Source organism: Crossiella sp. NPDC003009, assembly GCF_053591555.1.
In genome coordinates this window covers 120,129-133,663 of the sequence record NZ_JBSFUA010000015.1, presented here as the reverse complement: position 1 = coordinate 133,663, position 13,535 = coordinate 120,129, and the positions used below count along the sequence as shown (strand labels likewise).

The 13,535-nt window shown below is 70.7% G+C and carries 15 protein-coding genes; 7 read left to right on the top strand and 8 right to left on the bottom strand.

The annotated features are described in order from the left end of the window. Positions 1–18: 18 nt before the first annotated feature. A complete protein-coding gene (locus ACWDY5_RS18855; RefSeq protein WP_449723462.1) occupies positions 19–384 on the top strand; it encodes a PPOX class F420-dependent oxidoreductase in 366 nt (121 codons plus the stop codon). Here ACWDY5_RS18855 and priA read toward each other — a convergent pair. The 4 genes from priA to ACWDY5_RS18835 are packed head-to-tail and all read right to left on the bottom strand — an operon-like array spanning position 381 to position 3,385. Further along, complete coding sequence (gene priA, locus ACWDY5_RS18850) at positions 381–1,112, bottom strand: bifunctional 1-(5-phosphoribosyl)-5-((5-phosphoribosylamino)methylideneamino)imidazole-4-carboxamide isomerase/phosphoribosylanthranilate isomerase PriA (protein ID WP_449723461.1); 732 nt, start codon at positions 1,110–1,112, stop codon at positions 381–383. The two genes, ACWDY5_RS18855 and priA, sit on opposite strands and share 4 nt — an antisense overlap. 9 nt (positions 1,113–1,121) lie before the next feature. Beyond that, entirely contained in the window at positions 1,122–1,754 is a 633-nt protein-coding gene (hisH, locus tag ACWDY5_RS18845) for an imidazole glycerol phosphate synthase subunit HisH (RefSeq protein WP_449723460.1), read from the bottom strand. 9 nt (positions 1,755–1,763) lie between these two features. Continuing rightward, a complete protein-coding gene (locus tag ACWDY5_RS18840) occupies positions 1,764–2,681 on the bottom strand; it encodes a transketolase family protein (RefSeq protein ID WP_449723459.1) in 918 nt (305 codons plus the stop codon). Beyond that, a complete protein-coding gene (locus tag ACWDY5_RS18835; protein WP_449723458.1) occupies positions 2,678–3,385 on the bottom strand; it encodes a thiamine pyrophosphate-dependent enzyme in 708 nt (235 codons plus the stop codon). The genes ACWDY5_RS18840 and ACWDY5_RS18835 overlap by 4 nt, the downstream gene beginning before the upstream one ends. A gap of 44 nt (positions 3,386–3,429) precedes the next feature. On the opposite strand from ACWDY5_RS18835, the gene soxR reads away from it, so the two are divergent. Beyond that, positions 3,430–3,891 (top strand): redox-sensitive transcriptional activator SoxR, encoded by a 462-nt coding sequence (gene soxR / locus ACWDY5_RS18830; protein WP_252480854.1) that lies wholly within the window; start codon positions 3,430–3,432, stop codon positions 3,889–3,891. Between the two features lie 37 nt (positions 3,892–3,928). Beyond that, on the top strand, positions 3,929–4,759 hold the full coding sequence (locus tag ACWDY5_RS18825; protein WP_449723457.1) for a MerR family transcriptional regulator: 831 nt from the start codon (positions 3,929–3,931) through the stop codon (positions 4,757–4,759). Positions 4,760–4,780: 21 nt separating this feature from the next. Here the strand turns inward: ACWDY5_RS18825 and ACWDY5_RS18820 are convergent, their stop codons facing one another. From ACWDY5_RS18820 to hisD, 4 genes are read right to left on the bottom strand one after another with little or no spacing between them, the layout of a single operon-like run. Beyond that, the gene (locus tag ACWDY5_RS18820; protein ID WP_449723456.1) at positions 4,781–4,939 is read right to left on the bottom strand and encodes a hypothetical protein; all 159 of its coding nucleotides are present in this window, start codon (positions 4,937–4,939) and stop codon (positions 4,781–4,783) included. 57 nt (positions 4,940–4,996) lie between these two features. Continuing rightward, positions 4,997–5,596 carry an imidazoleglycerol-phosphate dehydratase HisB gene (gene hisB / locus ACWDY5_RS18815; RefSeq protein WP_449723455.1) on the bottom strand — a complete coding sequence of 200 codons (600 nt, stop codon included), beginning with the start codon at positions 5,594–5,596 and terminating at the stop codon, positions 4,997–4,999. Further along, entirely contained in the window at positions 5,593–6,711 is a 1,119-nt protein-coding gene (locus tag ACWDY5_RS18810) for a histidinol-phosphate transaminase (protein WP_449723454.1), read from the bottom strand. Before ACWDY5_RS18810 ends, hisB begins: the two co-directional genes overlap by 4 nt. Next, positions 6,708–8,030, bottom strand: a complete 1,323-nt coding sequence (gene hisD, locus ACWDY5_RS18805) for a histidinol dehydrogenase (RefSeq protein ID WP_449723453.1) — start codon at positions 8,028–8,030, stop codon at positions 6,708–6,710. Before hisD ends, ACWDY5_RS18810 begins: the two co-directional genes overlap by 4 nt. Positions 8,031–8,251: 221 nt before the next feature. On the opposite strand from hisD, the gene ACWDY5_RS18800 reads away from it, so the two are divergent. The 4 genes from ACWDY5_RS18800 to ACWDY5_RS18785 all read left to right on the top strand — a co-directional run bounded on the left by ACWDY5_RS18800 (position 8,252) and on the right by ACWDY5_RS18785 (position 13,496). After that, the gene (locus tag ACWDY5_RS18800) at positions 8,252–9,568 is read left to right on the top strand and encodes a M14 family metallopeptidase (protein WP_449723452.1); all 1,317 of its coding nucleotides are present in this window, start codon (positions 8,252–8,254) and stop codon (positions 9,566–9,568) included. Positions 9,569–9,670: 102 nt separating this feature from the next. After that, positions 9,671–10,750 carry a M14 family metallopeptidase gene (locus tag ACWDY5_RS18795; protein ID WP_449723451.1) on the top strand — a complete coding sequence of 360 codons (1,080 nt, stop codon included), beginning with the start codon at positions 9,671–9,673 and terminating at the stop codon, positions 10,748–10,750. 85 nt (positions 10,751–10,835) lie between these two features. After that, positions 10,836–12,131 carry a M14 family metallopeptidase gene (locus tag ACWDY5_RS18790; RefSeq protein ID WP_449723450.1) on the top strand — a complete coding sequence of 432 codons (1,296 nt, stop codon included), beginning with the start codon at positions 10,836–10,838 and terminating at the stop codon, positions 12,129–12,131. 279 nt (positions 12,132–12,410) lie between these two features. Then, positions 12,411–13,496: a S1 family peptidase gene (locus ACWDY5_RS18785; RefSeq protein WP_449723449.1), complete on the top strand. Its 1,086-nt coding sequence runs from the start codon at positions 12,411–12,413 to the stop codon at positions 13,494–13,496. The last annotated feature ends 39 nt before the right edge of the window (positions 13,497–13,535 follow it).

Below are 13,535 nucleotides of genomic sequence, written 5' to 3'. Positions count from 1 at the left end.
CAGCCTAGGCTGAGGCCCGTGACCAGCGATCTGAGGTCGGCCAAGTACCTGTTGCTCACCACCTTCCGCCGCGACGGCACCCCGGTGGACACCCCGGTCTGGGTGGTCGCCGACGGCGAGGTGCTCTACGCCTGGTCGAACGCGGAGGCGGGCAAGGTCAAGCGGTTGCGGCGGGACGGCACGGTGCGGGTGGCGCCGTGCACGGTGCGCGGCAAGCAGACCGGACCGGCGGTGCCCGCGACCGCGACGCTGACCGACGCCGAGGGCACCGCCGAGGTGGTCCGGATGATCAACAAGAAGTACGGCCTGCTCGGCCGCCTGACCACGCTGCGGGCCAAGCCGGATGCCGGTCGCACGATCGGCATCCGGATCAAGCTCGACTAGCGGACCGCGGCCAGCGCCTCGGGCAGGGTGAACGCGCCCGCGTAGAGCGCCTTGCCCACGATCGAGCCCTCCACGCCCAGCGGCCCGAGCTCGGCCAGCGCGACCAGGTCGGCGACGCTGGACACGCCGCCGGAGGCGATCACCGGGGCGTCGGTGCGGGCGCAGACCTCGCGCAGCAGGTCCAGGTTGGGGCCCTTGAGGGTGCCGTCCTTGCTCACATCGGTGACCACGTAGCGCGGGCAGCCGTCCCGGTCCAGCCTGGCCAGCACCTCCCACAGGTCGCCGCCGTCGGTGGTCCAGCCGCGGGCGGCCACCCGGTGCCCGGCCTCGGTGATCCGCACGTCCAGGCCGACCGCGATCTTCTCGCCGTGCTCGGCGATCGCGCGGGCGCACCAGGCCGGGTCCTCCAGCGCGGCGGTGCCCAGGTTGACCCTGGCGCAGCCGGTGGCCAGCGCCGCCTTGAGCGAGTCGTCGTCGCGGATGCCGCCGGAGAGCTCCACCTTGACGTCCAGGCGCCCGACCACCCCGGCCAGCAGCTCGCGGTTGCTGCCCCGGCCGAAGGCCGCGTCCAGGTCGACCAGATGGATCCACTCGGCGCCGCCGTCCTGCCAGGCCAGCGCGGCCTCCCACGGGTCACCGTAGGAGGTCTCGGTGCCGGCCTCACCCTGAACCAGGCGGACAGCCTTGCCTTCGGCCACATCAACGGCCGGGAGCAGCGTAAACGTCACCCGCCAAGCCTAAACGACGGACTTCAGCCAGTTCTCCAGCAGGTGCGCCCCCGCGTCCCCGGACTTCTCCGGGTGGAACTGGGTGGCCGACAAAGGCCCGTTCTCCACCGCCGCCACGAAGTCCTCGCCGTGGTGCGCCCAGGTCACCAGCGGCGCGGGCAGCGGCGGCTCGGGGGCCAGGGTCCACTCGCGCACACCGTAGGAGTGCACGAAGTAGAACCGGTCCTCCGCCGCCAGCCCGGCGAACAGGGTGCTGGCCTCGGGGGCGCGGACGGTGTTCCAGCCCATGTGCGGCAGCACCGGCGCGTTGAGCCGCTCCACCGTGCCCGGCCACTCCCCGCAGCCCTGCGCCTCGATGCCGTGCTCGACGCCCTTCTCGAACAGGATCTGCAGGCCGACGCAGATGCCCAGCACCGGCCGCCCGCCGGCCAGCCGCTGGCCGATGACCTTCTCGCCATGGACCTTCCGCAGCCCGTCCATGCAGGCCGCGAACGCGCCGACGCCGGGCACCACGAGCCCGTCGGCGGCCTCGGCCGCCTTCGGGTCCGCGGTCACCTCGACCTGGGCGCCGACCCGGCGCAGGGCGCGTTCGGCGGAGCGGATGTTGCCGAATCCGTAGTCCAGTACAACGACGCTGGTCACCGGCACAGCCTAGCCAAGGAACTCACGGACGGCCTTCGCGATACCGCCGGCGTCCAGCCCGTGCAGCACGTCGTGCTCCTCCGCAGTGCCGTACGACCTGACCTCGGTGTCCCGGCTCACGCCCAGCGGCAGCAGCCGGTGCGGCTGGCGGCGCAGCGCGTCGGTGACCGGCAACGCCGAGGTGCCGCGCAGGTACGGCTCGACCAGGATCACGTCCGGCCGGTCGACCCGCTCGATCGCGGCGCGCAGGCCCTCGCCGTCGAAGGGGCGGACGGTGGCCGCGTACAGCACGGTCACGTCCTGGCCCTCGGTGGCGGCGAGCACCGCGTCGGCGGTGGTGCCGACGGCGATGACCACGCCCCGGCGGCCCTGGCGCAACGTGGTGAAGCCGGGCCCGTTCGCGTACGGCTCGGCGTTGGTCCTGGTGGACAGCCGCAGGTAGACCCGGTCGTCCCCGGCCAGCGCGGGGGTGAGCAGCGCGGGCACCTCGGCCGGGTGGCCCGGGCTGTGCACGGTCCAGCCGGGCAGGGTGTCGAACAGCGCGACGTCGCCGGGCACCTGGTGGGTGCGGCCCCACACCGGGTCGTCGTAGGAGCCGCCGATGCTGACCAGCACCGCGCCCACGTCCTGGTGGCCGAGGTCCAGCTTGATCTGCTCGAACGGCCGCTCCACCAGGAACGGGCCGTAGGTGTGCACCACCGGCCGCAGCCCGGCCAGGGCCAGCCCGCCGCCGACGCTGACCATCAGCTGCTCCCGGATGCCCACGTTGATCACCCGGTCCGGGTGCCGCGCGGCCGCGGGTGCGAAGGCGTCCTTGGAGATCTCGGCCAGCACGACCGCGATGCGCGGATCGGCGTCCATGGCCGCGGTCACGGTGCCGGCGAACACTTCCCGCATGGTGGTGGCGGTAGTGATGGTGCTGGTCATTCCGAACCCTCCAGTCCGATCAGGGCCTCGACCACCAAGGGGCGGCCGGGGTGCGGGGTGGTGAACGCCTCGTACAGGTCCTCGTGGTTGCGGCCGTCGACCCGACGACCAGCCCAGCCCTCCACGGTGAACCGGTCCGCGATGCCGCCCGGCCAGCCGTGCGTGCCGGAGAAGTTGTTGACCGCGACCACGGTCAGCGAGTCCAGGCCGAGCCGTCCGGCCAGCGCGACGGCCTCGTGGTTGCTGCCCTCGTCCAGCTCGGCGTCGCCGACCAGCACCACCACCCGCGCGTCGGTGCGGCCCTGGGCGCGCAGGCCGAGCGCGGTGCCCACGGCCAGCGGCAGGCCGTGGCCGAGGGAGCCGCTGCTGATCTCGGCGCCGGGCACCAGCGCCCGGTCCGGGTGCTGGCCCAGCGGCGAGTCGAACCGGGTCCAGGTGTCCAGGAGGGACTCGTCGAGGAAGCCCTTGGCGGCCAGCACCGCGTAGAAGGCCATCGGTCCGTGCCCCTTGGACAGGTAGAACCGGTCCCGGTCAGGGTCGTCGAGGCGGTCGGGGGAGACGTTGAGGACGCGGTCGTAGAGCACCCACAGCACGTCCATGGTCGAGTTCGCGGCGGCGCTGTGCTTCTCGTCGCCGGTCATCCTGGCGATCAGCGCGGGCAGGTCGGCGAAGGCCCGCGGTGTGGTCAATTCCTTCGCTGTCATGGCTCAGAGCATGTAACCTCGACCAAACTGGAGGTCAAGCGTTCATGGAAGCCCTGTCGCAATGGCTGTCGATCGGCGAGGTCGCCGACCGCAGCGGAGTACCCCACACCGCCCTGCGCTTCTACGAGGAGAAAAAGCTGGTCTTCTCCGAGCGGAGCGCGGGCAACCAGCGGCGATACCACCGTTCGGTGCTACGGCGGCTGGCGTTCATCCGGGCCGCGCAGCGCGTCGGCCTGTCCCTGGAGGAGATCCAGTCCGCGCTGGCCACCCTGCCGGAGGGGCGGAACCCGACCAAGGCCGACTGGGCCAGGCTGTCCAGCTCCTGGCGGGAGGAGCTCAACGCCCGGATCGAGGCGCTGCAGCTGCTGCGGGACCGGCTGACCGGCTGCATCGGCTGCGGCTGCCTGTCCCTGCGCTCCTGTTTCCTGCACAACGCCGACGACGCGATGGCCGCCTACGGCCCCGGCTCGCCGCGGTTGAAGCCGAAGGTGGAGGGCGGGCGTTGACCCTGACACGGTGTCAGGTCCTACAACGGTGCTCGCCATGTTGAGTATCGGAGACTTCGCCAGACACGGCCGCGTGTCGGTCCGCATGCTGCGCCACTACGACCGGATCGGGCTGCTGCGGCCCGACCGGGTGGACGCCGCCACCGGTTACCGCTACTACCGAGCCGCCCAGCTCGCCCGGCTGAACCGGGTGATCGCGTTGAAGGAGCTCGGCTTCACCCTCGACCAAGTTCAGTCCATTGTGGACGAACGGGTGAACGCCGAGGAGCTGCGCGGCATGCTGCGGCTGCGGCAGGCGGAACTGGCGGCGAGCATCAGCGCGGAACGGCAGCGGCTGAACTTCGTCGAGGCGAGGCTCCGCATCATCGAAAGCGAGGGTCACATGCCCAGCACCGACATCGTCGTCAAGAGCCTGCCCGCGGTCCGGATCGCCGAGCTGACCGGCACCGCGGCCGACTTCGCCCCCGGCAGCATCAGCCCGGTGATCGGCCCCCTGTACGACCGCCTGTTCGAGAACCTCGGCCGCGCCGGGGTGACCCCGGTCGGCCCGACCATCGCCTACTACGAGCTGCCCGAAGGCGAGGACGGCCCGATCACCATCCACGCCGGGGTGCCGGTGAACGCCGAACCCGCCGCGGGCCAGGACTTCGCCATCGTCGACCTGCCCGAGGTGCCGCAGGCGGCGACCCTGGTGCACCACGGCCCGATGATGGAGGTCGGCGGCTCGTTCCAGACCCTGGCCACCTGGGTCGAGGCCAACGGCTACCGCACGGCGGGGCCGCACCGCGAGTACTACCTGGTGGCCGGCCCGGACCAGGACCAGCAGGACTGGGTCACCGAGCTCCAGGAGCCCATCGTCCCGGCCTGACCAGCGCGGGCGCGGTCACCACTACATCATCCAGGTGACCGCGCCGATCCCGGCCAGCACCGCGCCCGCGAGCAGTACGAACGCGAACATGCGGGAGGTCTTCCAGGTCACGTACACCCCGCCCAGCAGGAAACCCGCCAGGGCGAGCAGGATCAGCCACACCCAGTCCTTGAAGACCACGACACACCTTCCAGTCCAGCCCCACCGGGCAAACGACCAGCAGGGTACCGAAGCGCGTTACAGCACGCCCTTCGTGGAGGGAATACCGGAGATCCGCGGGTCGGGCTCGACCGCGGCGCGCAGCGCCCTGGCGATGGCCTTGTACTGGGCTTCGGTGATGTGGTGCGGGTCGCGGCCGTGGATCACCCGGACGTGCAAGGCGATCCGGGCGTGGAAGGCCAGCGACTCGAACACATGCCGGTTCAGCACGGTCGGGTAGTTGTTGCCCACGGTGAAACCGGCCAGCAGCTCCGGTTCGCCGGTGTGCACGCAGTACGGCCGCCCGGACAGGTCGATGGCGGCGTGCGCCAGGGTCTCGTCCATCGGGATCCAGGCGTCGCCGAAGCGGCGGACCCCGGCGGCGTCGCCGATGGCCTGGCGCAGGGCCTGGCCGAGCACGATCGCGGTGTCCTCGACGGTGTGGTGGGCGTCGATGTGGGTGTCACCGGTGGCGCGCACGGTCAGGTCGAAGGCGGCGTGCGAGCCGAGCGCGTGCAGCATGTGGTCGTAGAAGGGCACACCGGTGTCGATGTCGACCTTGCCCGCTCCGTCGAGGTCCAGCTCGACGACGATCGAGGACTCCTTGGTGGTCCGCTCGACCCTGGCGATCCGGTTCACTGGCTGGCCTCCACACTGATCTCCTTGCTCGCGGCGAGGAAAGCGTCGTTCTCCGCCGGCGTGCCGATGGTCACCCGCAGGTGCCCGGCGATGCCGACGTCCCTGACCAGCACGCCACGGTCCAAATAGGACTTCCACACCGCGGGCGCGTCGGCGAACTGTCCGAACAGGACGAAGTTGGCGTCGCTGGGCACCACCCGGAACCCCATGCCGGACAACGCCTCCACCACCCGCTCGCGTTCGGCGATGAGCTTGTGCACCGAGGCCAGGGTGCCCTCGGCGTGCCGCAGCGCGGCGGTGGCGGCGGCCTGGGTGAGCGCGGAGAGGTGGTAGGGCAGGCGGACCAGCAGCAGCGCGTCCACCACGGCGGGCGCGGCGGCCAGGTAGCCGAGGCGGCCACCGGCGAAGGCGAAGGCCTTGCTCATGGTGCGGGAGACGATGAGCTTGCCGCCGAACTCGCCGAGCAGCCCGATCGCGCTCTCCCGCGCGGAGAACTCGGCGTAGGCCTCGTCCACCACCACGATCCCCGGCGCGGCCTCGATCAGCCGCCGCAGGTCGTCAGCGGGGATGGAGCCGCCGGTGGGATTGTTGGGGCTGGTCAGGAACACCACGTCCGGCTGCCGCTGCGCGAGGGTGGCGGCCGCGGCTTCGGCGTCCAGGGTGAAGTCGGCGCGGCGCGGGGTGGCCAGCCACTCGGTGCGGGTGCCGGCGGCGATGATCGGGTGCATCGAGTACGAGGGCTCGAAGCCCACCGCGGTGCGCCCCGGGCCGCCGAAGGCCTGCAGGATCTGCTGCAGGATCTCGTTGGAACCGTTGGCGGCCCACAGGTTCGCGGTGCCCAGCGCAACCCCGGTGGCCCGGCTCAGGTACGCCGCGAGCGCGGTGCGCAGCTCGACGGCGTCCCGGTCCGGGTAGCGGTGCAGCGACTCGGCCGCGGCCCTGGTCGCCCTGGCCACGTCCTCGATCAGCTCGGGCGGCGGCGGGTACGGGCTCTCGTTGGTGTTGAGCCGGACCGGCACGTCCAGCTGCGGCGCGCCGTAGGGCGAGCGGCCGCGCAGGTCCTCCCGCAGCGGCAGCTCGTCCAGGCGCACCCCGGCGCCGATCAGCTCGCTCATGAGGCACCGCCGAAGCGGGCGGTGACGGCCTGGCCGTGCGCGGGCAGGTCCTCGGCGTTGGCCAGCGCGACCACCTGGCCGGCCACCTCGCGCAGGGCCTGCTCGCTGTAGTCGATGACGTGGATGCCGCGCAGGAAGGTCTGCACGCTCAGCCCGGAGGAGTGCCGCGCGCAGCCGCCGGTGGGCAGCACGTGGTTGGACCCGGCGCAGTAGTCGCCGAGGGAGACCGGCGAGTGCGCGCCGACGAAGATCGCCCCGGCGTTGCGCACCCGCGCCGCCACCGCCGCCGCGTCCGCGGTCTGGATCTCCAGGTGCTCGGCCGCGTAGGCGTCCACCACGCGCAGGCCGTCGTCCACAGTGGACACCAGCACGCAGCCGGACTGCGGCCCGTGCAGCGCGGTGCGGATCCGCTCGGTGTGCTTGGTCGCCCCGACCTGCCTGACCAGCTCGGCGTCCACCGCGTCGGCCAGCTCGGCCGAGGTGGTGACCAGCACGCTGGCGGCCAGGGTGTCGTGCTCGGCCTGGCTGATCAGGTCCGCGGCCACGTGCACCGCGTCCGCGGTCTCGTCGGCCAGCACCGCGATCTCGGTCGGCCCCGCCTCGGAGTCGATGCCGACCAGCCCGCGCAGCAGCCGCTTGGCCGCGGTCACGTACACGTTGCCCGGTCCGGTGATCAGGTCCACCGGGGCCAGCTCGGACCCGTCGGTGTCGGTGCCCCCGTAGGCGGCCAGCGCGATCGCCTGGGCGCCGCCGACGGCCCACACCTCGGTGACGCCGAGCAGCTCGCAGGCGGCCAGGATCGCCGGGTGCGGCAGCCCGCCGAACTCCGCCTGCGGCGGCGAGCACACCACCAGCGACTCCACCCCGGCCTGCTGGGCGGGCACCACGTTCATCACCACGCTGGAGGGGTAGACGGCCAGCCCGCCGGGCACGTACAGCCCGACCCTGGCCACCGGCACCCAGCGCTCGGTGACGGTGCCGCCGGGCACCACCTGGGTGGTCTTGTCCACCCGCCGCTGGTCGGCGTGCACCAGGGTGGCCCGCCGGATCGACTCCTCCAGCGCGTCCCGCACCGCCGGGTCCAGCCCGGTCAGGGCCTCGCCGAGCTTGGCCACCGGCACCCGGACCGCCGAGGGCCGGACCCCGTCGAAGCGCTCGGTGTACTCCAGCGCGGCGGCCACGCCCTGGGCACGCACCGCCTCCACCACCGGGCGGACCTGATGCAGCACCGCGTCCACGTCGACCTCGGCGCGCGGCAGCGTGGCGCGCAGCTCGGCGGCGGAGGGGACTCGACCACGCAGGTCGGTGCGGCGCAGCATTCGGGTTCCTCGCGTTCTAGAGGGTTTACGCAGGTACCCAGCCTAATCGGTCCGCGCGCGAGCCCGCCGCGGTGGTGCGCGTTATCACGGGCGCGGCGGCCCTCCGCAAGCTCGTCAACGGGGAAAACTGGCGAACAATCCCGCCGAGGGGCGGGTTGTCCGCACCACCCGGCTACCCGACGCTGAAGTCTCATCACGCTCCGTCAAAGATCGGAGGCACGATGTTGACCAGACGTCGCACCCTGCTGGCGACGGCACTTGGCGCCTGCGCCGCGCTCGTGTTGGCGACCCCGATGACGACCAGCGCGACCACTCCCAGTCCCGCCGAGATCACCAAGGCCGCCGAGGCCGCGCACGAGGCCAGGTCGGTGTACCTGGTGCACAAGGTCGGCACCTCGGAGCTCCGCAGCGCGGTGGCCCGGACCGGCATCGACGTCCTCGGCGCCGACGGGGACGTGATGAGCGTCCGCGCCACCGAGGCCGAGGTCGCCGCGCTGCGCGCCAAGGGCTTCGAGGTGGAGTTCCGGGCCGCCGGCGGCCACGGGGACCACGGGCACGCCCACGGCGATGTGGGTATCGCCGACTTCCCACCGGCCGACGCGGCCTACCACAACTTCGCCGAGGTCACCGCGAACCTGCGCAAGGCCGAGGCCGACCACGGCTCGATCGCCAAGCTGAGCAGCATCGGCAAGTCGCACGAGGGCCGCGACCTGTGGATGATCAAGATTAGCGACAACGTGGCCACGGACGAGAACGAGCCGGAGGTGCTGTTCAACTGCAACCAGCACGCCCGCGAGCACCTCACCGTGGAGATGTGCCTGCGGATCGTGAACCGGTTCACCGACGGCTACACCACCGACCCGGCGCTGAAGTCCTTTGTGGACTCACGGGAGATCTGGGTGATCCCCAGCGTCAACCCCGACGGCTCCGAGTACGACGTGGCCACCGGCCGCTACCGCTCCTGGCGGAAGAACCGGCAGGGCCCCGGCACCGACCTCAACCGCAACTGGGACTACAACTGGGGCTGCTGCGGCGGTTCCAGCGGCAGCACCAGCAGCGAGACCTACCGCGGCCCCTCGGCGTTCTCCGCGCCGGAGAGCTCGCGGCTGCGGGACTTCGTGAACTCGCGGGTGGTCGGCGGCAAGCAGCAGATCACCGCCAACATCGACTTTCACACCTACTCCGAGCTGGTGCTCTGGCCCTACGGCTACACCACCGCGGACACCGGTCCCGGCCTGACCGCCGACGACGCCAGGACCTTCCAGACCCTGGGCCGTCAGATGGCCGCGACGAACAACTACAAGCCGCAGCAGTCCAGCGACCTCTACATCACCGACGGCAGCATCATCGACTGGATGTGGGGCAGGCACAAGATCTGGTCCTACACCTTCGAGCTGTACCCGAGCTCGATGGCGGGTGGCGGTTTCTACCCACCCGATGAGGTGATCACCAGGGAGACCAGCCGCAACGACAGGGCGGTCGACCTCATGCTGAGCTACGCCGACTGCGTGCCGCGCGTGATCGGCAAGACCTGCTGACCCAGTAGTGCCCGCGCCGATCCGGCCGCCCTGCGACGAGGCAGGCGGCCGGATTCGGCGTACCCCAACCCTGTTCCCCACCCCTGCGACAGAAGAGGCCACATGTCACACCGACGTCTCAGCAGAGGACTCGCCGCCGCCCTCGGCGCCGCGCTCGCCCTCGGCGGGCTGATCCCGTTGTCCGCCAGCGCCCAGCCCGGTGCCACCGCCGGGATCATGGACTTCCCGCCCGCGGACTCCGGCTACCACAACTACGCCGAGCAGGGCGCCGAGCTGACCAAGGCGCGGGCCGACCACCCGAACCTGGTGGCGCTGAGCGTGATCGGCAAGTCCCACGAGAACCGGGACCTGCGACTGGTGAAGATCAGCGACAACGTGGGCACGGACGAGAACGAGCCCGAGGTGCTGTTCACCTGTAGCCAGCACGCCCGCGAGCACCTGACCGTGGAGATGTGCCTGCGCATCATCAACCGGCTCACCGACGACTACGCCACCAACCCCGCGGTGAAGAACTTCGTGGACACCAGGGAGATCTGGGTCGCCACCAACGTCAACCCGGACGGCTCGGAGTACGACATCGCCACCGGCTCCTACCGCAGCTGGCGCAAGAACCGTCAGCCCAACGCCGGCGGCAGCTTCGGCACCGACCTCAACCGCAACTGGGGCTACAAGTGGGGCTGCTGCGGCGGTTCCAGCGGGTCGGGCAGCAGCGACACCTACCGCGGCACGGCCGCCTTCTCCGCCCCGGAGACCAAGGCCCTCTCCGCCTTCGTCAACTCCAGGGTCATCGGCGGCAAGCAGCAGATCACCACGCACATCGACTGGCACACCTACGGCGAGCTGATCATGTGGCCGTTCGGCTACACCAAGGACGACACCGCGCCCGGCCTCAACGCCGCCGAGCTCAAGGCGTTCAAGGAGCTCGGCACCCAGATGGCGGCCAGCAACGGCTACAAGCCGCAGCAGGCCAGCGACCTCTACATCACCGACGGCGGCATCAGGGACTGGATGTGGGGCCAGCACAAGATCTGGAGCTTCACCTTCGAGATGTTCGGCGGCCAGTACGGCTTCTACCCGCCGGATGAGCTGATCGGCCGGGAGACGACCCGCAACGACAAGGCGGTCGACCTCATCCTCAGCTACGCCGACTGCGTGCCGCGCATCGTCGGCGGCACCTGCTGAGCCCCTACTTCCGAGGGGTTGCCGACCCGTTTTCCCCCACCCACTCTCGACTCACCCCTGCGTAGTTGTCAGAAACGGAGCCACCATGTTGCGGATCCGCCGCAGAGTCGCGACCGCGGTCGCGGCCGCCGGTCTCGCCCTGCTCCTCCCCCTCGGCTCGGTCAGCGCGCCGGCCGCCGAGGCCGCCGCCCCCGGTGACGTGGTCTACGAGATCGGCGGCGCGAACACCAGCGACGCGCGCACCGAGGTCGCGGCCACCGGGGTGGACGTGCTCTCCGCCCAGCACGGCAAGATGACCGTGGCTGCCAGCGCCGAACAGGCCAAGCTGTTGCGCGCCAAGGGCTTCACCCTCACCGCACAGGGCACCGTCGAGGAGCAGCTGCGCGCGCTGACCCCCGGCGGCAGCGGTGATCTCGGCGTCACCGACTTCCCGTCGGGCTACACCGGCTACCACAACTTCGCGGAGATGACCGCGAACATCCGCAAGGCGCAGACCGACCACCCTGCGCTGGCCAGGGTGAGCAGCATCGGCAAGTCGCACGAGGGCCGCGACCTGTGGATGGTGAAGATCAGCGACAACGTGGCCACCGACGAGAACGAGCCCGAGGTCCTGTTCAACTGCAACCAGCATGCCCGCGAGCACCTCACCGTGGAGCAGTGCCTGCAGATCATCAACCGGCTCACCGACAACTACGCGAGCAACCCGGCGGTCAAGAACCTCGTGGACACGCGGGAGATCTGGGTGATCCCCAGCGTCAACCCCGACGGCGCGGAGTACGACATCGCCTCCGGCAGCTTCCGCAGCTGGCGGAAGAACCGGCAGGGCCAGGGCACCGACCCCAACCGCAACTGGTCCTACAAGTGGGGCTGCTGCGGCGGTTCCAGCGGTTCACCCAGCAGTGAGACCTACCGCGGCCCCTCGGCCTTCTCCGCGCCGGAGACCCGCGCGCTGAGCAACTTCGTCAACTCCAGGGTGGTCGGCGGCAAGCAGCAGATCACCGCGAACATCGACTTCCACACCTACGGCGAGCTGGTGCTGTGGCCCTTCGGCTACACCAAGGCCGACACCGCGCCCGGCCTCAACGCCGAGGAGGCCCGGATCTTCCAGACCCTGGGCCGTCAGATGGCCCAGACCAACAACTACAAGCCGGAGCAGGGCAGCGACCTCTACGTCACCGACGGCGACATCACCGACTGGATGTGGGGCCAGCACAAGATCTGGTCCTACACCTTCGAGATGTACGGCGGCGGCCCCGGCATCGGTGGCTTCTACCCGAACGACACCGTGATCAATCGTGAGACTGCTCGCAACGACCGCGCGGTGGATCTCATGCTGTCCTATGCGGACTGTGTGCCACGGGTGATCGGCAAGACCTGCTAACCGGGTCCGCCCAGCTGAACCCCTGGTCGCCACCGTCCTCCGGCGACCGGGGGTTCTTTCCCTTTCACGGCTTTCGCCCGAAAGTTCTCCTTTAAACTGAATGCCAGCCTTCAATACTGCTGTGGCACCAATACCATCGGAGGTGCCAACGTTTGTGGTGCGGTCCATAACGTTCATCTCACGGACAACAGAGAGCTTTTCTCCGCCGGTTGTCCAGCGTGGTCCCCCTGTAACCACTGCACTGGAGAAACCCTGATGATGAACGCACGCACAAAAATCGTGACCTCCGCACTCGCGCTCGCGGTCGGTGCGACCGTGGCGGCCACCCTGCCGGCCGCCGCCGAGTCCACTCCCTTGATGAACCAGGGGATGCTGGAGGCCATGCAGCGCGACCTGGGCCTGACCGCCGACCAGGCGATGCAGCGGGCCGCCGCCGAAACCAAGGCGAGCACGGTCGAGCAGAGCCTGCGCACCGCGCTGGGCGAGTCCTTCGGTGGCGCGCACTTCGTGGCCGGCCAGGCGAAGCTGGTCGTCGGTGTGACCGACACGGCCAAGGCCGCCGAGGTCCGCGCGGCCGGCGCCGAGCCGAAGTTCGTGGCGCACAGCGCGTCCAAGCTCAACTCGGTGGTCTCGCGGCTCAACCAGGACAAGGCGCCCTCGGACGTCTCCGGCTGGTACGTCGACGTGGAGAACAACCGCGTCGTGGTCAACGTGCAGCCGGGCCAGGCCGCCAAGGCCGATGAGTTCGTGGCCAAGACCGGGGTGGACCGCGGCGCGGTCTCCGTGGTCGAGGCCGCGGGCAAGGACGAGCCGCTCTACGACGTGCGCGGTGGCGACGCCTATTACATGGGCGGCCGTTGCTCGGTCGGCTTCTCGGTGCAGGGCGGGTTCGTCACCGCCGGGCACTGCGGCCGGACCGGCACCGCGACCCAGGGCTTCAACCAGGTCGCGCAGGGCACCTTCCGCGGTTCCTCCTTCCCCGGCAACGACTACGCCTGGGTCGCGGTGAACTCGAACTGGACCCCGCAGGGCGTGGTGAACAACTACAGCGGCGGCACCGTCCGGGTCGCGGGCTCCTCGGAGGCCGCGGTGGGCGCCTCGATCTGCAAGTCGGGCTCCACCACCCGCTGGACCTGCGGCTCGGTGCAGGCCAAGAACCAGACGGTGAACTACGCCGAAGGCGCGGTCACCGGCCTGACCCGCACCAACGCCCGCGCCGACCGCGGTGACTCCGGTGGGTCGTTCATCTCCGGCAACCAGGCCCAGGGCGTCACCTCCGGTGGCAACCTCTCCGCGGGCATCATCTACTTCCAGCCGGTCAACGAGATCCTGGGCGCGTACGGCCTGCGCCTGGTCACCAGCTGAGGTAACCCGCTCCAACCGAAGGGCCACCGTCCACTTCGG

Excerpts from the sequence above, each read along its gene's own strand:
- ACWDY5_RS18790 (WP_449723450.1), top strand. The coding sequence starts at position 10,836 with ATGTTGCGGATCCGCCGCAGAGTCGCGACCGCGGTCGCGGCCGCCGGT.
- hisD (WP_449723453.1), bottom strand. The coding sequence starts at position 8,030 with ATGCTGCGCCGCACCGACCTGCGTGGTCGAGTCCCCTCCGCCGCCGAG.
- ACWDY5_RS18810 (WP_449723454.1), bottom strand. The coding sequence starts at position 6,711 with ATGAGCGAGCTGATCGGCGCCGGGGTGCGCCTGGACGAGCTGCCGCTG.
- ACWDY5_RS18795 (WP_449723451.1), top strand. The coding sequence starts at position 9,671 with ATGTCACACCGACGTCTCAGCAGAGGACTCGCCGCCGCCCTCGGCGCC.
- ACWDY5_RS18835 (WP_449723458.1), bottom strand. The coding sequence starts at position 3,385 with ATGACAGCGAAGGAATTGACCACACCGCGGGCCTTCGCCGACCTGCCC.
- ACWDY5_RS18840 (WP_449723459.1), bottom strand. The coding sequence starts at position 2,681 with ATGACCAGCACCATCACTACCGCCACCACCATGCGGGAAGTGTTCGCC.
- ACWDY5_RS18825 (WP_449723457.1), top strand. The coding sequence starts at position 3,929 with ATGTTGAGTATCGGAGACTTCGCCAGACACGGCCGCGTGTCGGTCCGC.
- soxR (WP_252480854.1), top strand. The coding sequence starts at position 3,430 with ATGGAAGCCCTGTCGCAATGGCTGTCGATCGGCGAGGTCGCCGACCGC.
- ACWDY5_RS18800 (WP_449723452.1), top strand. The coding sequence starts at position 8,252 with ATGTTGACCAGACGTCGCACCCTGCTGGCGACGGCACTTGGCGCCTGC.